The 23819-nt window shown below is 72.4% G+C and carries 21 protein-coding genes and 1 pseudogene; 14 read left to right on the top strand and 8 right to left on the bottom strand.

What is annotated here, in order from left to right; all coding sequences use genetic code 11:
- Nucleotides 1–396 precede the first annotated feature (396 nt).
- Nucleotides 397–1044: a hypothetical protein gene (locus tag OHA30_RS09650; protein WP_328913407.1), complete on the bottom strand. Its 648-nt coding sequence runs from the start codon at nucleotides 1042–1044 to the stop codon at nucleotides 397–399.
- A 242-nt stretch (nucleotides 1045–1286) separates the two neighbouring features.
- Nucleotides 1287–1583, bottom strand: a complete 297-nt coding sequence (locus OHA30_RS33950; protein ID WP_405786126.1) for a Tn3 family transposase — start codon at nucleotides 1581–1583, stop codon at nucleotides 1287–1289.
- 149 nt (nucleotides 1584–1732) lie between these two features.
- Between OHA30_RS33950 and OHA30_RS09645 the strand changes: the two genes are divergently transcribed.
- The 6 genes and pseudogenes from OHA30_RS09645 to OHA30_RS09620 all read left to right on the top strand — a co-directional run bounded on the left by OHA30_RS09645 (nucleotide 1733) and on the right by OHA30_RS09620 (nucleotide 5152).
- Nucleotides 1733–2068, top strand: a complete 336-nt coding sequence (locus OHA30_RS09645) for a hypothetical protein (RefSeq protein WP_328913406.1) — start codon at nucleotides 1733–1735, stop codon at nucleotides 2066–2068.
- Nucleotides 2069–2387: 319 nt separating this feature from the next.
- The gene (locus OHA30_RS09640) at nucleotides 2388–3050 is read left to right on the top strand and encodes a type IV toxin-antitoxin system AbiEi family antitoxin domain-containing protein (protein ID WP_328913405.1); all 663 of its coding nucleotides are present in this window, start codon (nucleotides 2388–2390) and stop codon (nucleotides 3048–3050) included.
- Nucleotides 3050–3700: pseudogene (locus OHA30_RS33945) on the top strand (nucleotidyl transferase AbiEii/AbiGii toxin family protein); the annotation flags it as partial. The gene OHA30_RS09640 and the pseudogene OHA30_RS33945, both read left to right, overlap by 1 nt.
- A gap of 64 nt (nucleotides 3701–3764) precedes the next feature.
- Nucleotides 3765–3962 carry a hypothetical protein gene (locus tag OHA30_RS09630; RefSeq protein WP_328913403.1) on the top strand — a complete coding sequence of 66 codons (198 nt, stop codon included), beginning with the start codon at nucleotides 3765–3767 and terminating at the stop codon, nucleotides 3960–3962.
- 242 nt (nucleotides 3963–4204) lie between these two features.
- A complete protein-coding gene (locus OHA30_RS09625) occupies nucleotides 4205–4402 on the top strand; it encodes a hypothetical protein (RefSeq protein ID WP_328913402.1) in 198 nt (65 codons plus the stop codon).
- A gap of 252 nt (nucleotides 4403–4654) precedes the next feature.
- Nucleotides 4655–5152, top strand: a complete 498-nt coding sequence (locus tag OHA30_RS09620; protein WP_328913401.1) for a hypothetical protein — start codon at nucleotides 4655–4657, stop codon at nucleotides 5150–5152.
- Nucleotides 5153–5478: 326 nt separating this feature from the next.
- Here the strand turns inward: OHA30_RS09620 and OHA30_RS09615 are convergent, their stop codons facing one another.
- Nucleotides 5479–5883 carry a hypothetical protein gene (locus OHA30_RS09615; RefSeq protein ID WP_328913400.1) on the bottom strand — a complete coding sequence of 135 codons (405 nt, stop codon included), beginning with the start codon at nucleotides 5881–5883 and terminating at the stop codon, nucleotides 5479–5481.
- A 237-nt stretch (nucleotides 5884–6120) separates the two neighbouring features.
- On the opposite strand from OHA30_RS09615, the gene OHA30_RS09610 reads away from it, so the two are divergent.
- Both OHA30_RS09610 and OHA30_RS09605 read left to right on the top strand, forming a co-directional pair.
- Nucleotides 6121–8004 carry a galactose oxidase early set domain-containing protein gene (locus OHA30_RS09610; protein WP_328913399.1) on the top strand — a complete coding sequence of 628 codons (1884 nt, stop codon included), beginning with the start codon at nucleotides 6121–6123 and terminating at the stop codon, nucleotides 8002–8004.
- Nucleotides 8005–8135: 131 nt separating this feature from the next.
- A complete protein-coding gene (locus OHA30_RS09605) occupies nucleotides 8136–9680 on the top strand; it encodes a Dyp-type peroxidase (RefSeq protein WP_328913398.1) in 1545 nt (514 codons plus the stop codon).
- 82 nt (nucleotides 9681–9762) lie between these two features.
- On the opposite strand, the gene OHA30_RS09600 is transcribed toward OHA30_RS09605, so the two are convergent.
- Both OHA30_RS09600 and OHA30_RS09595 read right to left on the bottom strand, forming a co-directional pair.
- Complete coding sequence (locus tag OHA30_RS09600; RefSeq protein WP_328913397.1) at nucleotides 9763–10275, bottom strand: hypothetical protein; 513 nt, start codon at nucleotides 10273–10275, stop codon at nucleotides 9763–9765.
- 557 nt (nucleotides 10276–10832) lie between these two features.
- Nucleotides 10833–11132, bottom strand: a complete 300-nt coding sequence (locus OHA30_RS09595; RefSeq protein ID WP_328913396.1) for a trypco2 family protein — start codon at nucleotides 11130–11132, stop codon at nucleotides 10833–10835.
- Between the two features lie 89 nt (nucleotides 11133–11221).
- Here OHA30_RS09595 and OHA30_RS09590 point away from each other — a divergent pair, with 89 nt between their 5' ends.
- Genes OHA30_RS09590 through OHA30_RS09570 form a run of 5 tightly spaced genes read left to right on the top strand, consistent with a single transcriptional unit; the run spans nucleotide 11222 to nucleotide 19166 of the window.
- Nucleotides 11222–13153: a S1 family peptidase gene (locus OHA30_RS09590; RefSeq protein WP_328913395.1), complete on the top strand. Its 1932-nt coding sequence runs from the start codon at nucleotides 11222–11224 to the stop codon at nucleotides 13151–13153.
- Nucleotides 13150–15420, top strand: coding sequence for a tetratricopeptide repeat protein (locus OHA30_RS09585; protein WP_328913394.1), 2271 nt, complete (start codon nucleotides 13150–13152; stop codon nucleotides 15418–15420). Before OHA30_RS09590 ends, OHA30_RS09585 begins: the two co-directional genes overlap by 4 nt.
- 49 nt (nucleotides 15421–15469) lie before the next feature.
- Nucleotides 15470–16936 carry a VWA domain-containing protein gene (locus OHA30_RS09580; RefSeq protein ID WP_328913393.1) on the top strand — a complete coding sequence of 489 codons (1467 nt, stop codon included), beginning with the start codon at nucleotides 15470–15472 and terminating at the stop codon, nucleotides 16934–16936.
- Nucleotides 16933–17892: a hypothetical protein gene (locus OHA30_RS09575; protein ID WP_328913392.1), complete on the top strand. Its 960-nt coding sequence runs from the start codon at nucleotides 16933–16935 to the stop codon at nucleotides 17890–17892. Before OHA30_RS09580 ends, OHA30_RS09575 begins: the two co-directional genes overlap by 4 nt.
- A complete protein-coding gene (locus tag OHA30_RS09570; protein WP_328913391.1) occupies nucleotides 17889–19166 on the top strand; it encodes an ABC transporter substrate-binding protein in 1278 nt (425 codons plus the stop codon). Before OHA30_RS09575 ends, OHA30_RS09570 begins: the two co-directional genes overlap by 4 nt.
- 54 nt (nucleotides 19167–19220) lie before the next feature.
- On the opposite strand, the gene efeB is transcribed toward OHA30_RS09570, so the two are convergent.
- The 3 genes from efeB to efeU all read right to left on the bottom strand — a co-directional run bounded on the left by efeB (nucleotide 19221) and on the right by efeU (nucleotide 22723).
- Entirely contained in the window at nucleotides 19221–20534 is a 1314-nt protein-coding gene (gene efeB / locus OHA30_RS09565) for an iron uptake transporter deferrochelatase/peroxidase subunit (protein ID WP_328913390.1), read from the bottom strand.
- A 3-nt stretch (nucleotides 20535–20537) separates the two neighbouring features.
- Nucleotides 20538–21719, bottom strand: a complete 1182-nt coding sequence (efeO, locus tag OHA30_RS09560) for an iron uptake system protein EfeO (protein ID WP_328913389.1) — start codon at nucleotides 21717–21719, stop codon at nucleotides 20538–20540.
- 140 nt (nucleotides 21720–21859) lie between these two features.
- Entirely contained in the window at nucleotides 21860–22723 is an 864-nt protein-coding gene (efeU, locus tag OHA30_RS09555; RefSeq protein ID WP_328913388.1) for an iron uptake transporter permease EfeU, read from the bottom strand.
- 391 nt (nucleotides 22724–23114) lie between these two features.
- On the opposite strand from efeU, the gene OHA30_RS09550 reads away from it, so the two are divergent.
- Nucleotides 23115–23801, top strand: a complete 687-nt coding sequence (locus OHA30_RS09550) for an SCO2400 family protein (RefSeq protein WP_443045049.1) — start codon at nucleotides 23115–23117, stop codon at nucleotides 23799–23801.
- Nucleotides 23802–23819: the final 18 nt, after the last annotated feature.

Below are 23819 nucleotides of genomic sequence, written 5' to 3'. Positions count from 1 at the left end.
TCCGGATCGCCGGAGGCACGGAGTCGATCGTGACGGCCTCAGCCCTGTCTATGACCGCCGTGTCACGGTAGGCAGACCGCCGTGGTTCTGTCTGTGCACGGCTCGGCTCGGTCGTGGCAGGTCCCGACTCGGAGTCTCCCCGAGCCACAGCCACCCTGAGGATCTGTTCCGCGCGTGCCGAGGACAGTCGCATTGTGCCGTACGGACCCACCGAGTATCCGGTGCGATGCCCGCGCAGATGCGGTTCCGCCACCGCTTGCACGCCTGCGTGCACCTCCTGCACGTCGTTCAGGGGAAGCGCGTGCAGCTCTTCCTTCCCCTCTCAGCCGAGATCACGGAGCACGGCCCGTGCTTCACCTGGGCTTGGCGTTTTTGATCGGCCGCGGGCGAGTGAAATCAGGGCATTGATTCCTGAATCTTCGGCGTCGTGAGCTCGGCTCGAGTGATACCGACCGCGCGGAGCTCCTCGATGACGATTTCGAGGACGGTGCGGGCCATGAGTGGGAAGACGTCACCCTTGCAGTCCAACCAGATCAGGGGGGCGTCCTCATCGACGGCTACGTAGTTCGGCGTGTACCAGGGCCCAGGAGGGCCAGTGAGTCCGACTGTGATATCCGGCTGCACGCTGCCGTCGTTGGCGACGAGGTAGAGGCGCGGTTTTGCCGCATTCAGGGCGACAATCGCGCGGGCCGGATCATCGCAATGCACAGCGATACGCCAGTCCTGGTGATCAGCGATCCACCGGTCGACGTCGTATTCCATGATGAGGATCGGCAACGTCAGGTGGTCCACGACGATACCGTCCGGGTCGCTGAGGGACGCCGCCCCCTCTGCCATCCAGCGCGCGGCCCCGCCGTCAGCCTCCTGCGCGTAAGCCTCGGCCGCGTGCCACACCGTCGCGCGGTCGCCGTTTCGTGCGATCTCGAACGGGATTTCCGCATGCCGACGTTCATCGACGCCAGCCGTCGCAACAATCCGGCATCCGAGCTCGAGTGCGGCTTGCGGGTCGTTGCCGAGTGCTGCTATCAACTGATCTCTATCCACCAGCCATGTCTACCAGAGCCCTCGGACATGCCAGCCGCGAGCGCAGCCATCGACAACACCAGCGAACCCGAGCAGCGCTTCGTCCGCGAGGCCGACGACCCAGTTCGAGCGGGCTTACATGGCCTAGTTCAGAGAATCCTTCGTCCGATGCCCGATGCTTTGGCCCGACCCCGCCCAGCGTGACCGGCTCGTTGAGATCACGGAGACGGTCATCCGCATCTGATGGCGGAACTGGCACTTGATCAGGTCCCAGTCGATTGTGTGCTTGCCCGGCTCCCCGAACAGCGCGTCGATGTGCCGTACTCGGCCTGCTTGGAGGGCCGGTAGAAGGTCAGTTCTTTCCAGTTCCTGACCCCGGGCATCAAATTGAAGCCCAGCAGGTGGGCGAGTGCAAAGACCGGGAAGCTCTGGCCCTGCGTAGCTGCGTGCACGGTGTTCGTACCAGGTCCGGAGGGCTTCGCGTGATCGGCTGTGTCAAACCTTGATCGGAAGTGGCGAGCTGTGTGGCGAACGCTTAGCCGCTCCCGATCGAGCCGCATCGAGGAGGGCACAGCCGGACGGGAACGGCTGGATATGTCCGTATGGCAGAGGGGGCGGACGTGCGGCCCACGCGTCACAGCCCTGTGACAACGTGTGCAACCGCCCTGAGCATCCGTCACACTCTCCCTGACCACCAAGGGGGAGAACCATGCACACACGCACCACCGTTGCGATCGGGCTCGGGCTGGCGGCCGGCGCACTCGCGCTCACCGGCTGCTCCAGCGGCAGCGCGCACAGCACGCCCGTGCACAGCGCCACCGTCCGAGCCACGCCCGCCACCGTGCCCGCCGCAGCAGCCGCACCGAAGTCGAAGCTCTCCGTGGACGCCAAAACCGCCGCGTGCTGGTGGGCAATCCGCGACCAGTACGCACCCGGCACCGCCGAGCTCACCGGCGCGCCAACGCCGCCGCCCCAGTGCGCCGGCCTGGATGCGGACGACCTCTCCGACGTCGTCACGGACGTCATCAAGCACCAATCGGACTGACCCGGGCTTTCCCGGAGTCTGCCGGGGTCGGAACATCCGCGACCTGGGATAACCGGAGCCGCCGACCGGACGAGGCTGAAATTCGCCTGGGCGGCCATCGCCGACCCTCTCCCGACCTCACCGTCCGCCCGCGCGCCGGGCGATCCCGCCGCGAGCCTTCGAGTCCGGCCCTGGGGACCGGCAACCTGCGCGGGCAGTGCTGGGCGAAGCAGCGTCCCTCGGCGAGCCGCCCCCGGAGCACGGGCGTCCGGGGTGAGCAGGGTGCCGTCGGCCGCAGGCGGCGATGGCTCAAATGTTGCAGATATGCAATAGTTGCGCCATGCGCGGCGATGCTCTGGGGGTGCTCTCGGCGGTCGCCCAGGTCCAGTGGGGCCTGGTCACGGCACGCCAGGCTGTCCACGAAGGCGTTCAGCGGTGGGACCTGAGTCGGCTGGTCGGCGACGGGGCGCTGGAGGCCGTCGGGTACGGCGTGTACCGCGTCGCCGGTGCTCCGACGTCGGAGCACCTGGAGCTGAAGGTGGCCTGGCTGCAACTTGCACCCGACGTGGTCGCCGAGGACCGGACGGCCGCGCAGGGGGTGGTCTCCCACGCCAGTGCGGCCGCACTGTACGGAGTGGGCGACTTCGAGCCGGAGCACTTCGAGTTCATCGTTCCGCGGCGCAAGCGCACCCGGCGCCCCGACGTCGTGCTGTACACCCTGACGCTCGATGAGAGCGACGTGGACTGGGTCGATCAAATGGCGGTGACCCGGCCCACCCGGATGGTCGGCGATTTGATGCGGGACCGTCACGACGGCGAGCACGTCGGCCGTGTGCTGCTCGACCTGCTCGACAAACGTCAGGCCACACCCGCGCAGCTGGCCGCGGCGACCGAGCCCCATGCCGCGGCCTACGGGCTGGCGGGCGCCGACGGCAAGCGGCTCATCACTCATCTCATGTCGCTGGTCGGCACGCCCGGTCAGCGCTTTTCCGGGGGAATCTGATGCCCGAACCAGCCGAGCGGTCCTTCCCCTACGCGACGCCGCGAGCCTTCGAATCCGCACTGACCGCCCAATTCAAGATGCTGGCGGCCGACAGCCCTCACAGCCACAGCCAATTACGGCGCCAGTTCGCCTACGACCGACTGCTGGCCCGCTGCTTCGCCGCTGCCGACGCCCACAGGTGGGTCCTGAAGGGCGGTATCTCCATGCTCGCCCGCCTGCGGCAGGCCCGGCACTCGGCCGATGTCGACCTGGTCACCCTCGCCGAGGACCTGCCCACCGCCTTGGAGGGAATGCGGGCAGCCGCTGGAGTGGACCTCGGCGACTTCTTCCTCTTCGACCTGGGCGAGCCCAGTCATCTGGTGCAGGGTGTGGAAGGCGTCCGGGTTCCGGTGACGGCCCGCCTCGGTCGGCGTCCGTACGAGACTTTCCACGTCGACCTCGTCACCGCGGTTCAGATCACTGGCGTCCCGGAGACCGCGTCTCCGATCGTGGCGGTCGACATCCCGGGACTCGTCCGTCCCGACTACCGTATTTATCCCCTGGCGGACAGTGTCGCCGACAAGGTCTGCGCCATTCTGGAACGTCACCAGGGCCGCCCCAGCACCCGGTTCCGTGACCTGGTCGACCTTGTGCTGGTCGCCCGCAACCGCGAACTGAACGCGGCGCAATTGCGTACGGCCTTGATCTCCGAGCACCGTCGGCGCGCTTCCGGAAGTGGGCCGACTCGATGTGCCCGACCTGGCGCTGTGGGAGGGCGGATACGCCAAGGCCGCGTCCAGAGTTCCGGGCCTGGACGGTTTTCGAACTCTGGAACCCGCCGTCACCCTCGCGAAGGCGTTCGTCGATCCCGTGCTCACCGCGGAACGATCGACGGGCACATGGGATCCCACCGCGACCGACTGGACCGACTGACCGTCGGGGGTGGTCACGCGCGCAACGGACTTGGGAGGCGCGGTGTCGGCGGGCCGGGTTCGGGTGGGTCGTGCGGGGTGGTGAAAGGGCGTGTGGCGGTGGGGAGTTGGCCGGGGGTGGGCGTTTAGTCTGGGTGGTTACGGGCGGGGATCTGTCGTCTGTGCACGTGCGGTGGCATCCTGGGACGAAGGGACCTTCCATGTGTGGATCGTGCGGCTCCAGTGATGGGAGACGGCTGAACAATGGCAACTGGCAGTGCAACAAGTGCGGAGGGGTCACCGCAGGCTGATGCCTGGGAGGCCATAGATCCGGAGACGCGCGCCCGGCTGCCGTTCCTGGGCCCCGAGGACTTCATGATCGGTACGACGCCGGAGCAGCGCGAGGACTGGGCGCGGGCGATGGCGACGCTTGAGCGCGCGGAGCGGTTTCGCGCCACGTGAATTGCGCTGCGTGAGCAGAACACCCCGACGGCCCCCGATCGCTCCCGGTCGGGGGCCGTCCGCGCGTCGGGCGGTCGGCGGAGGTCGATCGCGCGGACGGGCCGGCCGGCGAGTCGGCTCCGGCTCCGGCGGCCGGCGTCGTGGCGGGCCCCGGGGCCGGGCCTGGTGCGGGTATGGGCCCGGCGGTCGTGGTGGTGGGCGCCGCGGGGCCCGCCGGAGGCGCCGGGGTGGTCATCGGGCCGTGCCCGGGGCATGAACGATCTTGTCACCGCCGACGACATCGCCGTGGACAGTGCCGACCTCGATGGTGCTGCCCCGCGCGGGGCAGCAGCGGCCAGCCGGGCGGACCCGGCGGCCCGCAGTACGTCCCGCAGCGGCCGCGCGTCCACGAGCCGGAAGGCCGTGTTGATCGCGTCGCCCGACCAGCCGAGTCCGTCTCGCTCGGCCAGGCCCTGGCGCAGCGCCGGCCGGATCCGCAGGGCGTGGGCGGCGCTGTGGAAGGCGGCCTGCTCGCGCAGCGCGTCGTCGAGCGCGCGGACGAAAGGACCGGCCAGCCGTACCGGCGCGACCGTGGGCGGCACAAGCATCAGGATGCCGTCGCCGCGGTCCTCCCACACGATCTCCCCGGCGGGTACTCCGGCCGCTTCGAAGGCGCTGTGCACCACGTCGTACATGGCCGCCCGCAGGGACCGCTGGACGGGATCGGGCCTGGTGCTGAAGTTCTCCACGTCCAGTACCAGGATCCGGTAGTGCGGCGCTTCGGATGTCATCGAGCTCCTCCCGCATCACCGGTCGCTGTCCGGTTGGTCCTGTCCTACGGCACGGTTCGGAGCCCGTCTGCGCCAGATGGCGCACAACGCGGCGGACCGGGCGGCGGGGACACCGACCTCCCACCCGGGGGGCCGACTTGGGGTGCACGCCGGCCCAATAGCGGACCTGTGCGCCCATGTCCGGACCTGTGCGCCCGTATCCGGACCTGTGCGCCCGTATCCGGACCTGTGCGCCCATGTCCGGACCTGTGCGCCCGTACCGGGCCGGCCCGGTACGGGCGCACAGGTCCCGAGAGCCCGACCGGGTCAGCCGCCGGGGGTGTTCTCGCCCTGGGTGCAGACGACGTACAGCGTGAGGTTGGCCGGCTCCGCGTGGTGGTGCCGGTCGACCGGCTTGACGAGCTTGCGGACGGCGACCGTCCAGCCCGTCGCGTCCGCGGTCGGACGGCTCGCCAGCACGTCCGACGGAGTCGACTCGAAGTGCCGCCCCGCGCCGGGCGAGACGGAGAAGCCGCCGCCCATCGCGTTCTCCTCGGGCGGACACATCAGCGTGCGCGGAGCGCCGTCGGCGCCCTTCACGATCAGGTTGCCGGTCACCGCCTGCGGTTGGACGGCGTTCTGCGGGGCGGACACCGCGCTGTTCGCGGTCACGGCCACGAGTACGGCCGCGCCCACGGCGGCGGCGACCCGGTAGTGGGTCCTGCTGATCACGGAATGCGCTCCTTCCAGTTCCAGGGAAGCGGTTTTCGGTCATTGCAGCACGGCCCCGCGCGGGTGGGACCGGGAAGGGAGTTCGACACGCAGAGTCACCACGAAGGGGTGATCGCGCCGATCGTACGGCGGTGTTCGCGTCCAAATCACTACTGTACGTGATTGTCTCGTCGCCGTACGCGTCAGTCGCCCGGCGTGCGGCTGTCGTATGCGCGTGCGCCCGAGGTAAGGAGTTCCATGTCCCGCAGGAGACAGTCGCAGGTGCTGGCGGCCTGTGCCGCCGTACTCGCCTTCACGACCACCACCGTCCTGACCACACCCCTGTCGTCCGCCTCCGCCGCGTCGTCCGCCTCCGGCCCCCTCGCGGGCAAGGGCGGACCGCGGATCACGCAGGACGAGGTGCGCTCGGAGGTCAGGCCGGAGGAGGTCAGGGCGTTCGGCCAGCCCGCCGCCGAATCGCTGGCCAAGGACCGGATCGGCCTGCGCGCGGTCCAGACGGACTACCCGCAGACCACCCGTACCGCCCGGCTCAAGGCGCTCACCGAGTCGCAGGCGGCGGCCAACGAGAAGTTCGACCCGGCGAAGTTCGGCAGGTTCACCGACTACTTCTCCAGCCCGGACTTCGGCGTGCACGTCGCCCTGCTGCCCACCGGCAAGGTGCTGCTGTTCTCGTTCGAGAGCGTCGAGGACAACCCGCAGAAGGAGACCGCGCCCACCGATGTCATCGGCGCCGCCAACGCCGGCCGCGCGTATGTGTGGGACCCGGCGCGCGGTGAGGGCCCGGACGCCTTCAAGGCCGTGCCGCCGCCGATCGTCGACATGCCGGACGGCACCGACGAGCCGCGGCCCGCGCCCTTCTTCTGCGCGGGGCACTCCTACCTGCCCAACGGCATGGTCGGCGTCTTCGGCGGCAACCTCGGCGGCAACGGCGGGACCGGCGCCAAGCTCTCGCTGATCTTCGACCCGTGGACCGAGACCTGGCACCGCGAGCAGGACATGTCGGTCGGCCGCTGGTACCCGACCGTGGTGACCGGCGCCGACGGCCGGCAGGTCATCATGTCCGGCCAGTCCGAGCTGGGCTGGGGCACCCCCACCCCGGTCATCGAGCAGTTCCCCCAGAAGAGCGTCCCCGTCTCCTACGACCCGGCCCACGCGCCGGACAACGTCGCCGTCGACAAGTGGAAGGCCGACGCGCCCTACCGGATGGACTACCCGCAGCTGTTCTCGCTGAACGACGGCAAGATCTACGGCTTCGGACGTGACGCCGACCAGCAGTGGCTGTTCGACCCGGCCACCCAGTCCCGTACGTCGCTGCCCGACCGGCCCGACGGGGGCCTGCGCAACTACGGTTCGGCGGTCGCGCTGCCCAACGGCGCCGCGGGCCCGAACTCCGCGCTGGTGCTCGGCGGCAACCGCAACGACCCCAACACCTATCTGTTCTCCGGCGGCAAGTGGAGCACCTCCACCCCGCGCGCCTTCGGCCGCACCCAGGACGACACGCTCATCCTGCCGGACGGCAATCTGTTCACGGTCAACGGCGCCTACGACATCCGGGACTACGGCAACGGCCCGTACAACCCCAACGCCGACCTGAAGTACCGTCAGACCGAGCTGCGCGACGCCGACGGCAAGTGGACGCTCGGCCCGGTCCAGCGCCTGCCGCGCGGCTACCACTCCAACGCCGTCATCCTGCCCGACGGCCGGATCATGGTCACCGGTGACGAGCTCCAGCAGATCGCCAACAACCCGGACATCAAGTCGGGCCAGAACGGCACCATCGAGATCTACGAGCCCGCGTATCTGCACCAGGGCGCCCGGCCGGTGCTGAGCGCCGCGCCCACAGGCCCGGTCGGCTACGGCACCAATCTGCGGGTCAGCACCACCACGCCGACGCAGGTCAGCCGCGCGGTGCTGCTGGCGCCGATCACCTCGACGCACTCGGTGGACACCAGCCAGCGGTATCTGGACCTGCCGATCGCCAGCCGCGCGGGCAACCAGCTCGTGCTCAAGGCCCCGCCGTCCGCCAAGGCGGCCCCGCCCGGCTACTACCTGCTCTTCCTGCTCAACGACAAGGGTGTGCCCAGCGTCGCCAAGTGGGTCCAACTGGCGCCCGGCGCCTGACCTGCGGGCGCCCGATCCTCGGGCGCCCGACCCCCAGTGCCCGACTCTCCCCGGTGCCCCGGGCGGCCACCGCCCGGGGCACCCCTCCGTACTCCACACCCGCCCCGCGCTCATGCCCGACGGAGACCACGATGGCCGCAGACCTGAAGTTGCGAGAAAGCACCGAGATCCAGGGCGACATCCTCGCCGGATTCAAGAAGGACCATGTGACCATGCTGTTCCTCCAGTTCGGGGACCTCATGGCGTCCCGGTCCTGGCTGGAGGACATCACCCCGCAGATCGCCACCACCGCGCAGGTGGCCGCGTTCAACAAGGAGTTCAGCGAGGCCCGCAAGCAGTCCGCGGGCGACGACCCCCGCAGCTACAAGGCCCTCTGGCTGGGCCTCGGCCTCACCCACGAGGGCCTGAAGTTCCTCACCGCCGGCCAGGAGGTGTTCCCCCGGGTCCCGGTCGGCACGACGATCGAGGCGTTCGTCCAGGGCCCGTACGAGCGGGCGCTGGCGCTCGGCGACACCGACGACAGCGACCCCAAGCACTGGCTGTTCGGCAACAACCACCACCGGACCGTGCACGCGGTGCTCACCCTCGCCGCCGACTCCGAGGCCCAGCTGACCACCGCCCTCATGGCGCAGCGCGAGGCCGCCTCCAGGGCCCGCGCCCTGATCGTCTTCGAGCAGGCGGCCGCGACGCTGACGGGCGGCCGCAGGGGCAAGGAGCACTTCGGCTTCAAGGACGGCGTGAGCGAGCCGGGCGTACGGGGCTTCGACGAGGAGGACCCCGAGCGCAAGGGCTACGCGAAGGGCCACCCCGGCACCCGGCTGATCGACGCCGGGGAGTTCGTCATCGGCGAGGAGCCGTCCCCCGCGCACTCGCCGGACACCTACGCCCGTAAGGACATGCCGGCCTGGATGAACCACGGTTCCTTCCAGGTGATCCGCCGGCTCGAACAGGACGTCCCCGGTTGGTGGGCCCAGGTGTCCGACGCGCTGCGGACGCTGATCGACCGCAAGGTCGTACCGCAGGGGACGAGCACGGAGTGGCTGGCCGCGCGGATGGTCGGCCGCTGGCGCTCCGGCGCCTCCGTGGCCAAGTGCCCGGTCAAGCCGATCACCACCCCGGACGCCGAACCGGACAACGATTTCAGTTACGCCGACGACCCCGACGGCATCGGTACGCCGCTCTTCTCGCACCTGCGCAAGAGCAATCCGCGCGACGGGCTGGTCGACGGCGGTGAACTCGTCGACGAGAAGTTCATCGACGCCCGCCGGATCATCCGCCGCGGTGCCCCGTACGGGCAGCCCTTCGACCCGACCTCGGACGACGAGGGGTCCTCGCCCGACGCCTCCCGCGGGCTGATGTTCGTCAGCTACCAGGCCGACCTGGTGGGCCAGTTCGAGTTCATCCAGGCCGACTGGATCAACGACCCCGACTTCCCGCACGGCCGCGAGGACCGGCCGGGGCCCGACGCCATGGTCAGCGGCAAGCTCGCCGACACCAACGACGGGAAGGTGAGCTTCGAGAGCCACTCACCGTCCGGCGAGCGGCAGGCCACCACCTTGAACCTCAACCAGTTCGTCAGGACCCGCGGCGCGGTCTACGCCTTCGCCCCCGCCATCAGCACCCTGCGGCTGCTCTCCCAGGGCTGTCTGAACGGCGAGAGCCCGGCCGGCCGCTGAGCCGCCGGAGTTCCTTCGCCGGGGCCGGCCATGTCGACGCCGTGCTGGCCCGCCCCGGCTTCCGCCGACGCCGGGCAGCGGGTCAGTTCAGGTCCTCGGCCGCCTGCCGGTAGTCGGCGGCCTGGGACGGGCCCATGACCCACGAGACGCGGACCAGGGAGCCGCCCACGTAGAAGTGGTACTCCTCGGCGGCCGGGCCCTGCGCGTGGGCGACGATCTCGTCGGCGCGGGCGTGCGCCTCCGCCGGGGTCGCGAAGGTCTCGATGCTGCCGCCGCGCTCCACCGCGTCGTCCGCCTTGCCGTCGACCTCGGCGGGGGGCACGCGGGAGTCGGAGAACGCGATCTTCGACGAGTATCCGTCCTTGGTGCCGAGCAGGTGCTCCGGGTCGGTCGTCTTGTTGTAGACGACCGTGGTCTGCATCGTCGAGACTTCCTTGGCCAGGGCGGTGGCGACCTGCTCGGCGGTGCCGAGACCGACGACCGAGGACTTCTTCGCCACGTCCGTCCCGGCGTCGCCCTTGCCGCCGCCGGACGAGCAGCCGGCCAGGAGCACACCGGCAGCGAGCAGGGCCGCTGTAGTGGCGCGGAAGTGCATGATCCCCCCAGAACGGGTAGTGAGGGGCACACCGTACGCCCGCGGCGCGGCGGGGGGCAGAGCCTTGTCACGACGTTGCCCGTCCGTGCCTTTCATGTGATCACTCCGACATGACGGGACATGTCATTTGCCATCCCCACTGCCGACAGGCCCCACACCCCTCACCCGTCACGCCCCGGGTAAGCCCCACGACCCTGCGTCCCGGACCGGTTCGCGCACCCGGCCGGGGCCCCGGCCCGACCCCGCCCCGCGGCCGGCACTCGGGCACCGCCCGCCGGGAGCGGCACCCGCGCCCGCGGCCCGAGCGCCCTCGGGCGTCGGCGCCGAATGTGCCCGGAGGCCGCCGGGAGCGACTGCGCCGGGCATGCCGGAAGACCACCTACCGCTGTAGCGCGGGCGACGGCACGCGACAACCGTCCTGCGACGGCCCCGCAGCGGCCCGGGGCGCCCTCGGGCGTCGGCGTCGGCGCCGGCTCGGAGTGTGGCCCGGGCCGGTGGGCGGGTGCGGTCGGCCGGGGGCGCCGGTGTCGGGGGACGGGCGCGGAGGGCGGGGTGGGTCAGAGGGGGGTGCGGGTGACGTTGAGGCGGCCGGTCTGGTACTCGGGCGTCAGATCCACCTGCACGCGATGCGTCGTCCCGCGCTCGACCCCGCCGCCGGCCTCCGCCGTGACCACCCCGATCCGCAGTCCCCCCTGGGCGGAGCCCGACTTGTGGACCTGCACGGTGAACTCCAGGCTGACCTTCTCCACGGTGAAGCCCAGCGCCTGGTCCCTGGCCTCCTCTCGGGCCTGCTCCAGCTCGCCCCGGATCTGGCGGATGACCTCGGCCAGGCCGACGAACTCCGTCGGGTCCCCCATGGCGTACCTCCGGGCGGATCGGCGTCGCGGGCGTCAATTGTACGGCTTTCGAAGGGACATGGCGGTGCGTCAGGCGTAGAGTGAGGCCCATGGAGGCCGATGGGGGAATCGGTGTCGGGTCCTCTCTGGAAACACCGCACTGGGCCGCACGGATCAGGCGGGCCGACGGAAAGATCGCCGGCACCGGAATCCTGCTGAGCCCCGACCGGGTCCTGACCTGCGCACACGTGGTCGCCGAGGGAGAGCGGGTCACCGCGGAGTTCGTGGGGGCGCCCGGCCATGTCGTGCCGTGCGTGCCGGCCCGGGTGCTAGCGGGCGCGTACCGCCCGGAGACCAGGGACGCGGACGGCGACCCCAGTGGCGACGTCGCCCTGCTCAGACTCGACCGCCCGATGCCCGTACAGGCGGCCACCTCCCTCTACCGGCTCTCCGCGCCCAACCGCCAGGTGCGGATGTACGGCTTCCCCGAGTCGTACAACGGCGGCATCTGGCTGCGCGCCACCATCATCGGCGGCTGCGGGCGCGACGGGCAGGTGCAGTTGGCGCCGCACACCCCCGGCGAGCTGGCCCGCCCGGGGTTCAGCGGCGGCGGTGTGGTCGACATCGTGACCGGCGAGGTCATCGGCATGGTGCTCAGCAGCGCGCCCGAACGCGCGGGCGGCGGCTTCTCGTTCATGAGCCCCGCCGAAACGATCGTGCAGCACCTTCCGCGGGTGGCCGCCTGGACCCGCGGCCGTACCGCCGTGGACGAGCAACTGTACTCGAAGGACTCCGACGACGAGGAGCCGCCGCTCGACGAGCAGTTCGCCCAGCGGCTCGCCGACTGGCTGCGCGGCGACGCCCGCGACCTCCGCGATTCACGCGACCACCGGGACCCCCGAGACCCCCGCGACGGACGCGACGGGCGCGACCCCCGCGCCCGCCCCCTCCGCCGCGACAGCCGCCAGGTGAAGATCAGCCTCGTCCGGCCCGGCGACCGCGCCCGCGCGGCCACCCTGCGCCGCGCGATCACCCTGGCCGACCGGGAGTTACGCACCGGCGTCTCCGCCGACCGCGCCTCGCTCGACCCGCCGGAGACCGTACCGGCGGCGGGCGGGCTCGACCTCGCGGTGGACGCCACCGGCCACAGCACCGAGCGGATCGCGGAGCGGATCGCCGAGCGGATGGGCCTGTGGCACCACGGGGAGCGCCCGGTCACCGAGCAGATCAGGTCCGCCCGGCAGACCCTCACCCTGGTCATGGTCGGCGTGGACGAGGCCGCCGACCCCGCCGGCCTGCTCGACCTGCTGGCGCTGCTGCGCGAGCAGGGCAGCCGGCTGCTGCTGGTCTTCCGCGCCGTCGGCCCGCACTACGCCCGCGCGAAGAGCGAGCTGGTGACCGGCCCCGACGAGCGGCGGCGGGCCCGGCTGGCCGAGCGGCTGACCGAGATCACCGGCCCGCTGGCCGAGGCGCTGCACACCCGCGCGGCCCGGATCCGCACCGACACCGACCGGGCGGTGGCCGCGGTGATCCGCGCGCACACCGTACGGGCGGAACTGGGAGGCGCAGCAGGAGCGGGCGGCGGGCGCGCGGGACCCGGGCCGGGGCGGGACCTGGCGCGATACGAGCGGACCGTCGACCGGGCACAGGCGCGGGTCCGGCAGACCATCGAGCGGCTGGACGAACTGCTCGCCAGGCGCGACGAGTTACGCGGCAGGCTCGGCCCGTACCACGCGCTGCACCGGGACGCCACGGACCACGAGGACCTGGAGGCGGAGGCCCACTATCTGACCGCCCACCGACTGCTGCACGACGAGCCGTGCGACCTGGCGGCGGCCGAGGAGGCCGTACGCGCCTACATGGACTTCGTGGAGCGGGATCGGGACCGCCCGCCCGACCGTGACCGCCGTCCGGACCGCCCGCCCGAACCGGACCGCCCGCGTCACCCGGACCGCCCGCCGGAACCGGACCGCCCGCGTCACCCGGACCGCCCGCCGCACCGGGAGCCCCCGCCGCCCCCCGAAGGTGGTGACCCCTCATGACCGCCCCGGCCGCACTCCTCGGCCCCTGCCCCCGCGACCCCTGTCCTGGCAGCATCACGGTCACCGGCTTCTGCGACACCTGCCTGCGCCGCCCGCCCGCCGCAGCGCCCGACCCCGGACCGCCGCCGGACGTGCGGCCGCAGGACGTACCCGGCCCGCGCCACGCCCCCGCGACGGCGGGCGGTCTTGACCGGGACGGCCTGGTCCAGCTGCCGGACATCCCCGAACCCGCCCTCGCCGAGATCGTCCGCACCACCGCCCGCCCGCCGGACGGCGGTCGGCGCTGCGGCGTGGAGAAGTGCGCCGGCACCATCGGCGTGGCCTACGACGGCGGTCCCGTGCCCGACCACGGCTTCTGCCCGGTGTGCGGGACGCCGTACTCCTTCCGCCCGCAGCTGCGGCCGGGCGACGAGGTCGGCGAGCAGTACCGGGTGCTCGGCTATCTCTCGCCCGGCGGCACCGGCTGGGTCTACCTCGCCGAGGACATCCAACTGCCCGACCACCGCGTGGTGCTGAAGGCGCTGATCAACACCGGTGACGCGGTCGCCCGCAGGCGCGCGGTCGAGGAGCGCCGCTCGCTGACCACGCTGCACCACCGGGACATCGTCCGCATCATCACCTCCAAGCAGCACCGGGTCGCCGGGGACGCCGAGCCGACCGACTACATCGTCATGGAGTACATCGGCGGCCGACCGCTGGACCAGCTGCTGCGGGCGCCGGACGAGGAGCTGGCGGAGCTGTTCGGGGAGCCGTTCGGCATCGACCATGTCCTCACCTACGGCTGCAAGATCCTCGGCGCCCTGGAGTATCTGCACGACCAGGGGCTGCTCTACTGCGACATGAAGCCCGAGAACGTCATCCACTACGGGCGCGAGATCAAGGTGATCGACCTGGGCGCGGTCCGCCGGATCGACGACGGCGCCACGGGCCTCGTCTACACCCCTCGGTTCGCACCGCCCAGGCGCGAGCGCGAGAGCCGGGGCTTCGCGGTCGACACCGACCTGTACACCGTCGGGCGGACACTCCAGGCGCTGGCCGCCCGTACCGCGCCCGCCGCCGGGCTCGCCGCCCGCTCCTTCGACCGGCTGATCGGCCGGGCGACCCACGACGAACCGGCCGCCCGCTTCACCTCCGCGCCGCAGATGTCCCGGCAGCTGTGGGAAGTGCTCAGGGAGCACCGGGCGCTCAGCGGGCACGAGCAGTACCCCGAGCGGTCCACCCGGTTCGAGCCCAACGCGGTGCTCTTCGGCGCGGCCCTCGGCACGGTCCCCTCCCCGGCGCACTGGACCGGGCGGACCGGCGAGGCCCCGCCGGACCTCGCCATCGGCCCGCCCGGCCCGCAGGAGGCCGCGCGCGGACTGCCGGTGCCGATACCCGACCCCGCGGACCCCGCCGCGGTGCTGCTCGGCCCGCTCGCCGCCGGGACGCCGGAGCGGATCGCCGAGCGGGTACGGCGGGACCCGGCGATGCGTACGGTCGAGGTCGCCCTGTGGCTCTGCCGCGCCTATCTGCGCCGCCCCGACCCCGGCGGGACGGAGGCGGCCCGCTGGCTCGGCGAGGCGGCCGCGCTGATGGGCCCCGACCTCGCGGGATACGACTGGCGGCTGGCCTGGCACCGCGGCCTGACGCATCTGACGGAAGGCCGGGTCAAGAACGCCCAGGGCGAGTTCACCGCCGTGTACGCCACCGTGCCGGGCGAGTGGGCGCCGAAGCTGGCGCTGGGCTACTGCTCGGAGGCCCTCGGCGGCCGCGCGCGGGAGACCGAGGAGTTCTACGAGGCCGTCTGGGAGCGCGACCGTGCCCAGGGCAGCGCCGCCTTCGGGCTGGCCCGGGTCCATCTGCGCCGCGGCGACCGGGAGCGGGCCGTCCAGGTGCTCGACCAGGTCCCCTCGACCTCGCGGCACTACGACGCGGCCAGGATCGCGGCCGTCCGGGTCCTCGCGGGCCGGCCGGCCGGGGTCTCCCCGCCGCCGGCGGCGCTGCGCGAGGCCGCCGCCCGGCTCGCCGAGCTGCGGCTGGGCGAGGCCAGGGACCGGCTGATCGCCGAGACCCGGGAGAACGTGCTGGCCGCCCTTCCGGCGGACGGCGGCGGGGACTTCCCCGTCCTGCCCGAGGGCGACCTGTTCGCGGGGGCCGACAGCAGACGGCGGCTCGCCGAACTGCTCTACGGCTCGCTGCGCGGGCTCGCCGACCGGGCGCACGACGCCGACGAGCGCGGCGACCTGCTCGACCGCGCGTACGCCGTCAGGCCCGAGACCAGATTCTGAGGCACGCCGGGGGCGTGCGGAGCAGCGGTGAGGAGGAGGCACGGGCACCGTGGACACGCAGGGGAAGCCGGGTACGACGATCGGCCTCGATGTCAGCCGGATGAGGTACCTCCCGGCCCGGGCGGGCGTGCAGGAGCTGCACGTCATCGTGACCGTCCGGGTCGAGGGGGCGGGCGGTACGGGCGCGGGCCCGGGACTGGCCGAGGTGCTGGTGATCGACTGCTCCAGCTCGATGGACCGCCCGGAGGAGAAGTTCCGCGCGGCGAAGAACGCGGCCGTGGCGGCGCTGCGGATACTGCCCGACGGCACGCCCTTCGCCGTCGTCAAGGGCACCCACGAGGCCGAACTCGCCTACCCCGCCGCCGGACCCATGCCCGCGGCCACCCCCGCGCTGCGCGCGGAGGCCGAACGCGCCGTCCACGGCCTGCTCGCCGCGGGCGGCACCTGCGTGGGCAACTGGCTCGACCTGTCCCGGCGGCTGCTCGCCGAGCGGCCCGCGCCGATCCCGCATGTGCTGATGCTCACCGACGGCCGCAACGAGCACGACGAGCGGCGGCCGCTCGCGGGCGTGCTCGACGACTGCGACGGGCGGTTCGTCTGCGACGCGTGGGGCATCGGCGACGGCTGGGACGCTCAGGTGCTGCTCGGTGTCACCCGCAGGCTGCACGGCACCGCCCACGGCGTACGGGAGGAGGCGGCGCTGCCCGGCGAGTACCGCGAACTGGTCCGCGGTCTGCTCACCAAGAGCGTGCCCGAGCTGGTGATCCGCGTCACGACCCCGCCGGGCAGCACGGTCCGCTACCTCAAGCAGGTCTATCCGACGGAGGTCCCGCTGCCGCGCACGGCCGATCAGGACCCCGGCTCCGGTACGGGCACCCCCGGGTCCCGCTCCGGCTCGTACGGCTTCGTCACCAAGGCGTGGGGCGACGAGACCCGCCGCTACCAGCTGTGCCTGACCGTCGACCCGGCCGGGCGCCCGCAGGGCGAACCGCTCCAGGTCGCGGTCGTCGCCGCCGAACTGCCCGGCGGCGGCCCGGCGACGCTGTCGCCGCCGAGCCCCTGCGTCGTGCAGTGGACCGACGACCCGGTGCTCTCCCGGCAGGCGGACGACCAGGTGCTGCACTTCACCGCCTACCAGCGGCTCGGGCAGGCCGTCGCGCGGGCGGCCGACGCCTACCGCCAGGGGCAGCCCGGCCGGGCCGAGGAGCGGCTGGGCGAGGCCGTCGCGCTCGCCCACGGCCTCGGCGCCCGGCGCCAGCTCGCCGAACTGCGCAGGCTGGTGGAGATCCACGACGCCGCGGCCGGCCGGGTCGAGCTGCGCCGGGAGCTGCGACCGGTCGACTTCGAGCATCTGATCACCTCAAGCAGCTACAGCACCTACGGTCCCGGCGGCGGCGCCGACCCGGAGGCCGGCCCGCCCGCCGGCGGGCTCGCGCCCTGCCCGCACTGCGAGCGGCCGATCCCGGTCGGCGCCAGGTTCTGCCCGCACTGCGGACGTCCCCCGGAGGCGGCATGAGCACCACCGCCCGCGATCTGGCCGGCCGGCTGTGGCTGCTGCTGGCGCTCGGCGCGGTCACCACCGTCGCGCTGTTCGGCGCGTACCGGGGGGTGCACGCCGACGCCGTACCGCTGTCGTCCTCCAGCGCGTCGGGGGTGCTGGCCGTGGACACCGCCAAGTACGCCCTCGCGCGGGCCCAGGAGGGCGCGCTGCGGGACGCGGCGAGCGACGGGGCCGGCACCGGGGACTTCCACACCCAGATCTCGGTCGCCAACGCGAGCCTGGCGCGGGCCGCCGCCGACGACGTCACCGGGCTGACCGGACGGCAGACCCTCCAGACGGTCGTCGGGCTGATCTCCGTCTACAACGGCCTGATCGAGAACGCCGCGCAGCAGCCCAGGAACTCCCCGCTGCGCGACGCCTTCACGCACTACGCGCAGAGCCTGCTCGGCACGGACGACGCGGCGGCCACCGGCACCCCCTCGGCGTCGGCCGACCCCTCGGTGATGGGCCGGCTCAACGCGCTCCAGCACGAGCAACTGGCCGTGGTGGACCGGCAGGCGTCCTTCGGGCCGCTGCTGTGGCTCGGCTGGGCGGTGGCGCTGGCGCTGTGTGTCGCGCTGCTGGCCGCGCTGGCCGAGGCGCACCGGTTCTCCCGGGCGCGCTTCCGGCGGCGCTGGAACCGTCCGCTGGGCGCCGCCGCCGTGCTGCTGGTGGCCGGGACGGCGGTCCTGGCGCTGTTCACCCGGTGGACGCACGCCGGAATGGCCGACTCCCGCGCGGAGTTGCGCCGCCCGCTGACCGGCACGGGCATCCACCGGGCCGGTACCGACGTGGCCGGCCATCTGGCGGGCGTCGGCTTCCGCGCCGCCGCGGCCGGGTGGATCCTGGCCGGAGGGGCCGTACTGATGCTGCTGATCGCCCTGGGGCTGCTGCCGAGGATCAACGAGTACCGCTTCAGGACGTCCAGGTGAGGCGGCCGCGCAACCGCACCCTGGGCGTGCTCGCTGTGTGCCTGGCGCTGCTGGCCGGGGCGGGGGTCGTCGCGGTACGGGCGGCCACCGCGTGGCACGGCTCGGTGACGCTGCTGGCCAACTGGACCGGCCGCGACGAGGACCAGTTCCGCCGCAAGGTGCTCGACCCGTTCGAGAAGAAGTACCGGATCCACGTGGTCTACCAGGGCAGTTCGGCCGAGAGCCAGGTGCTGGCCGCCGATGTGGAGTCCGGTACACCGCCCGACCTCGTGGTGCTGCCCGGTCCGGGCGAACTGGCGGACTACGCGCGGCAGGGCCGGCTCGTACCGCTGGACGGCCTGGTGCGCGCGGCGGACTTCGGCGCCACCTGGGCGCCGAAGGCGAAGGGCGCGGACGACCGGGTCCACACCTACTGGGTGCCGGTGAAGGCCGACCTCAAGAGCATGGTGTGGTATCCGTCCGGGCTGGCCGCCGACCGGCTCACCGCCCTCGCCGGCCAACCCGCCTCCTGGTGCCTGGGCATGGGCTCGGACGCGACCTCCGGCTGGCCGGGCACCGACTGGCTGGAGGACATCCTGCTCCAGCAGGCGGGCCCGGAGGTCTATCAGCGATGGGCGACCGGCCGGCTCACCTGGAAGGACCCGCGGGTGCTGCGCGCCTGGCGGACCTGGGGCACGCTGGTCGGCGCGGGCCGCGAACCGTACGCCCGGCGGGCGCTGATCACCGACTACGACGCCGCCTCCGCCGGGGTGGCGGCCCACCCGCCGACCTGCCGGCTCGAACACCAGGCGACCTTCGTACGGGGCAGCAAGGCGTGGCAGACCGTGGGCGCCGCCTACACGCACTCCGCGGCCCTGATCCCGGGCGCGGCCGTGGACTCCGCCGCCTGGGAGGTCTCCGGCGACCTGGCGGCCGTGCTCCGCGACACCCCGCAGGCCGGAAAGCTGATCGGCTACCTCGCCTCGGAGAGCGCCCAACGGGCCTGGAGCACCACGCAGGCGGGCTTCTCCGCCGACACCCGCGTGCCGCTCTCCGCCTACGCCCGGCTCGGGCCGACCGCCGAGAGCATCGCCCGGACGCTGAGCGACCCGCACGCCGTCCGCTGCTACGACGCCTCCGACGCGATGCCGCCCGCGATGCGGGACGCGTTCGATCTGACCGTGCTGCGCTTCCTGGCCGACCCCTCGACGCTGGACGGCCGGCTCACCGTCCTGGACGACATACGCACCCGCGCGGGCAGCGCCTGGCTGCCGACGGTGTGCGGGGGCGGCTGACCGGGCGGCTGACCGGGCGGCTGACCGGGCAGTTGGGGCTGAGCCACGGGCGGCTCAGCCGAAGAGCTGCCCGCCCCAGTCCTGTCCGGCCGACAGCCCCGGCGGCGTGACGAACAGCCCGCTGCCGATGTGCTGGATGTACTCGTTGAGCGAGTCGTGCGCGCCCAGCACCCGCTGGAGGGTGATGAACTGGTCCGGGCTCTTCATGAACGCGATGAAGAACAGCCCGCCCAGCAGGTCCCCGGTCTGCGGGTCGATGCCGTCGGTGTACGAGTAGCCGCGGCGCAGGATGCGCAGCCCCTTGTTGTTCTCGTGGGCGGCGAGCCGGATGTGCGCCCTGGCCGGGATGACATAGCCGGTGTCCGACCGGGCCGAGAAGTCCGGGGTGTCGGTCTCCTTGCTCCCGGTCAGCGGGGCCCCGGAGCCCTTGAAGCGGCCGAAGACGTCCTGCTGGTCGCCGAGCCGGTCGCGGTCCCACTGTTCCATCCGCATCTTGATCTTCCGGCTGACCAGGTACGAGCCGCCGCGTATCCAGCGCTGCGGCTCCTCCTCGCCGATCCAGACGTGCTGCCCCATCATCGCGGTGTCGGTCGCGTCGATGTTGCGGGTGCCGTCCTTGAAGCCCATCAGATTGCGCGGGGTGGCCTGTTGCGGGGAGGTGGAGGAGGTGCGGCCGAAGCCGAGTTCCATCCAGCGCGGCACGACCGTGCCGAAGCCGAGCCGCCGCAGGTTGCGTATCGCGTGGAAGGCGACCTGCGGGTCGTCGGCGCACGCCTGTACGCACAGGTCGCCGCCGGTGACGGCCGGGTCCAGATTCTCCCCGGGCAGCCGCGGCAGCGTCTTGAGCGCGGAGGGGCGGCGCTTGGCCAGGCCGAAGCGGTCGTCGAAGAGCCCGGGGCCGTAGCCGAGGGTGATGGTCAGCCGCCCGGGGGTGAGGCCGACCGCCTCGCCGGTGTCGTCCGGCGGGGTGTTGACGTCGCCGACGTCGCCGGGCACCGGCTCGCCCCGGGTCATCGCGACGGCCGCCGCCGTCCAGGTCTTGAGCAGGTCGGCGATGTCCGCCTTGCTCGCGGTCGGTGTCACGTCGAAGGTCGCGAAGCACAGCCGGTCCTGCGAGGGGGTGGCGATGCCCGCCTGGTGGCTGTCGTGGAAGGCGACGGTGGCCGCCCCGGCGTCGGGCTCCGCCGCGCCGGACCCGGGGGAGCCGGAGTTCCCGTCACGCGTGGCCAGCACGGCGCCGCCCGCTCCCAGGGCGGCGCCGGCCACGGCCGCTCCGGCCCCCACCGCGCCGAGGAGGCGACGCCTGCTGACGGCGGGGACCTGCTCGGGCGCGCGGTCCTCGGGGGTGATGTCCGGAGTGTCGGTCACAGGTCAGGCAATCTTTCCGGCGAGCTTGGAGACGGCCTCGGCGTAGGCGTCCACGGTCTGGGACAGGGTACGCCGCTGGTCCGCGGTGACCTTGCGGTAGTCCACGTAACCGGTCTGCTCGTAGCCGGGCTTGGCCACGTACTTCGCCAGCGCGTCGGCGGTCTGCTGGTAGCGGGTGGCGATGGTGTCGGCCAGCTCCGGGTCCTTCTGCTTCAGCGTCGGCAGCAGCACGGAGACGGCCTCGTTGGCGCCCGCGAGGTTGCCCTCGAAGTCCAGCAGGTCGATGTGCGAGTAGCGCTCCTCCTCGCCGGTGATCTTGGAGGACTGGATCTCGTTGACCAGGTCGGTGGCGCCGTTGGCGATCACCGCGGGCTGGTACTCGACCGTCTGCACCTTGGTGTACAGGTTCTGCACGTCCGCGTTGAGCTGGTCGGCCAGCTTCTCGGTGCCGGCCAGCGACTTCTTCTCCCAGATGGCCTGCTCAAGGCGGTGGAAGCCGGTGAAGTCGGCCGGGGTGGTGGCGTCGTCGGCGCGGCCGTCGATCCGGCCGTCGATGTCGCCCCAGATCTCGGCGGTCGGCTCGACACGCTCGTAGTGGATGCGCGCCTTGCCGTAGAGCACCCGGGCCCGGTCGAGGTCGCCGGCCTTGACCGCGGCGGTGAAGTCGGCGGTGGAGGAGACCAGTTCCTTGACCTCGCCGTCGATCCAGGTCGCGTAGCCCTGGGTGGCGGCGACCAGCTGCGGGTCGTCCTTCCAGGTCTTCTTGGCGGCGCCGGTGACCGTGAAGTCGGTGTGGTCGGTGCCCGCGTTGGGGCAGTAGACCTGGTACTTGCCCGCGTCCAGGGTGAGGGTGAAGTCCCCCGAGAGGCCCGGCGTCAGGTTCTCCTTCTCGCCGAGCATCTTGCCGCCGTCCATCACCTCGGCCTCGGTGACCTTGCCGGAGTTCTTGTTGTGGACCTTGAACTTCACCGTGCCGGCCGGGACGGAGGCCGGGGTGGGGGCGCAGTCCTTGTCCGTGATCTCGATGCTCACGTTCGAGGTCTTGTCGCCCGCGCCCTTGGCGTCGGCTCCGGAGGAGTTCTTCGAGTCCCCCTTGTCACCGCCACAGGCGGTCAGCAGCAGACCCGCGGATATCACGGTCGCGGCGCAGACCAGGACACGGTGGTGGGCGGCACGGGGGTTCACTTTCGGCTCCTGTCGGAAGTCCCGCGCGGCGCACGGGGGAAGAAGAGAAGAGGGGCAGAGGGGCAGAGGGGCAGAGGGGCAGAGGGGCAGAGGGGAAGAGGGGCGAGGGGTACGGGCGGACGGTCGGGGGAGTCGGGGCCTCAGCCGGCTTCGGCCTGTACGGCTTCCGCTTGAACGGCCTCGGGACGCTGCGCGGGGGCCTTGCGCCTGCGGGCGGGCCACAGCACGAGCAGCGACATCGGGATCGCGTAGACCAGCCAGCCGGTCACCATCGGCCAGTTGGGGTTGGACTGGATGCCGAGCACACCGGTGACCACCGAGGACAGCGGGGTGCCGGGCCGGACCAGCCAGGACAGGTCGAACGCCTGCGAGCCGCGGTCGAGCCAGCCGCCTTCGTACGCGGTCATCAGCGCGGTGGAGACAAGCCCGGCGGCGACCAGGACCAGCACGAAGCCGGTGATCCGGAAGAAGCGGGAGAGGTTGATCCGCACCCCGCCGCGGTAGATGCCGTAGCCGATCACGGCCGCGAGCACGACGCCCAGCGCGGCGCCGGTGCCGCCGTACGCGGGGTTGTCGCTCTCGTTGAACGTCGCGAGCAGGAACACCGCGGTCTCGAACCCCTCGCGCAGCACGGCGAGGAAGGCCATCAGGACCAGGGCGGAGGCAGAACCGGAGGACAGCGCCCGGCCGGCCGCGCCTTCCAGGTCCTTGCGCAGGTCGCGCGAGTGCCGGCGCATCCAGATGATCATGTAGCTGACCATCACCACGGCGACCGCGCCGACGACGGTCTCCAGCTGCTCCTGCTCCTTCTGCGGCAGGTCACTGGAGAAGATCTGCAGGCCGACGCCGACCGCGACGCAGATCGCGACGGCTGTACCGACTCCCAGCCACACCTTCCGCAGTTCGTCCCGCCGGCCCTGCTGGCCGAGGAAGGAGGCGATGATGCCCACGATGAGCGCCGCCTCCAGGCCTTCTCGGAGTCCGATCACGAATGTGGGGAGCATGGGGGTCCTTCTGGATACCGGATCGGCCTGTCAGCCAAGCCTGCCCTTTGTTAGGTCAGCCTAATTAGAACGGTCTCGCCCGCTTGTACGTCAAGCCACGCACTTCCGCAAACCTGGGCATAGTGGGCGGTCGGATGACGGAAATCACGTGGATTTGACGGGCTCTTTGCCTATGGGGCCGTGGCCGGAAGGTGAAGCGGAAGGGGCGGGCGCTCCCGTACGGCGGCGGCGCGCGTCCGGGTGGACGGCCGCTCCGGGGGTACGTGAGATGTCGCCAGGAGGCCCCCACCTGCGCGGATTTGGGACGGGCGGGAGTTTCACGACAAAGCCATGACAAGCGGAACCTCGGGGTTCCCTTGTGCCTCAGCAGTCCCCTAGGGTCCATCCCGCCATGAACTACTGCCAGACCTGCCGACGCCATCTCAACGGCGCCTACTCGTGCCCGGGATGCGGTGCTCCCGTGGACCCCGCCGCGGAGCCTCCGGCGGAGACCACGGTCCGGCTGCCCGCCGTCACGGGGGAGGGGCCGGGCGCCGGGCTCCTTGCCGGGGAGGGCGCGCAACTCCCGCCGCCCGAGGAGGCGTTCGCGTCCCGGTCGGCCGAGGCGCCGCGCGGCCGGACCCGGCGCGGGCGGCAGCGGTTCGCGGTCTACGGAGTGGGCGCCGTCGCGGTGGCGGGCGCGCTCGCGATGTTCTCCATGGCGGCGCTCTCCGGCGGTACGGGCGGCGGTGATCCGGCTCCCGCGCCCTCGGTCCAGCTGCCCCCGCCGCCCACCGCCACGGCCTCCGCCCCCGGCCGGGCGGCCCCCTCCACGCCGTCCGCCGGCCGTACGACGACCCCGCCGTCGGCCACCGCCCCGCCCACCGGGTCCGCGTCCGCCTCCGCCTCCGCCACGCCCTCGCGTCCGACGGCGTCCGTCACCGGCACCGTCGCACCCGGCACCTCGGCGCCCGCCGGCGCCGACCCGACGGCCACCGCGACCCGCACCCCCACCGAGACCCCGGCGAGTCCGCGGCCGACGGACGAGCCGTCCGCGACGGCGACGCCGTGCAAGCCGGTGCTGTGGTGGTGCGCGTGACCCGCCGGGCGGGCTGAG

Origin of the sequence: Streptomyces sp. NBC_00223, from assembly GCF_036199905.1 — a bacterium.
Taxonomy (GTDB): domain Bacteria; phylum Actinomycetota; class Actinomycetes; order Streptomycetales; family Streptomycetaceae; genus Actinacidiphila.
Note: the sequence above shows the minus strand (reverse complement) of the source record. Positions and strands in the feature narration are given on the sequence as shown.

Coding starts and splice junctions, on each gene's coding strand:
- OHA30_RS09605 (WP_328913398.1), top strand. CDS start 8,136: ATGGCCGCAGACCTGAAGTTGCGAGAAAGCACCGAGATCCAGGGCGAC.
- OHA30_RS09595 (WP_328913396.1), bottom strand. CDS start 11,132: ATGGGGGACCCGACGGAGTTCGTCGGCCTGGCCGAGGTCATCCGCCAG.
- OHA30_RS09575 (WP_328913392.1), top strand. CDS start 16,933: ATGAGCACCACCGCCCGCGATCTGGCCGGCCGGCTGTGGCTGCTGCTG.
- OHA30_RS09585 (WP_328913394.1), top strand. CDS start 13,150: ATGACCGCCCCGGCCGCACTCCTCGGCCCCTGCCCCCGCGACCCCTGT.
- OHA30_RS09550 (WP_443045049.1), top strand. CDS start 23,115: ATGAACTACTGCCAGACCTGCCGACGCCATCTCAACGGCGCCTACTCG.
- OHA30_RS09640 (WP_328913405.1), top strand. CDS start 2,388: ATGCGCGGCGATGCTCTGGGGGTGCTCTCGGCGGTCGCCCAGGTCCAG.
- OHA30_RS09645 (WP_328913406.1), top strand. CDS start 1,733: ATGCACACACGCACCACCGTTGCGATCGGGCTCGGGCTGGCGGCCGGC.
- OHA30_RS09620 (WP_328913401.1), top strand. CDS start 4,655: ATGAACGATCTTGTCACCGCCGACGACATCGCCGTGGACAGTGCCGAC.
- OHA30_RS09600 (WP_328913397.1), bottom strand. CDS start 10,275: ATGCACTTCCGCGCCACTACAGCGGCCCTGCTCGCTGCCGGTGTGCTC.
- efeU (WP_328913388.1), bottom strand. CDS start 22,723: ATGCTCCCCACATTCGTGATCGGACTCCGAGAAGGCCTGGAGGCGGCG.
- OHA30_RS09610 (WP_328913399.1), top strand. CDS start 6,121: ATGTCCCGCAGGAGACAGTCGCAGGTGCTGGCGGCCTGTGCCGCCGTA.
- OHA30_RS09590 (WP_328913395.1), top strand. CDS start 11,222: ATGGAGGCCGATGGGGGAATCGGTGTCGGGTCCTCTCTGGAAACACCG.
- OHA30_RS09625 (WP_328913402.1), top strand. CDS start 4,205: ATGGCAACTGGCAGTGCAACAAGTGCGGAGGGGTCACCGCAGGCTGAT.
- OHA30_RS33950 (WP_405786126.1), bottom strand. CDS start 1,583: ATGCGGCTCGATCGGGAGCGGCTAAGCGTTCGCCACACAGCTCGCCAC.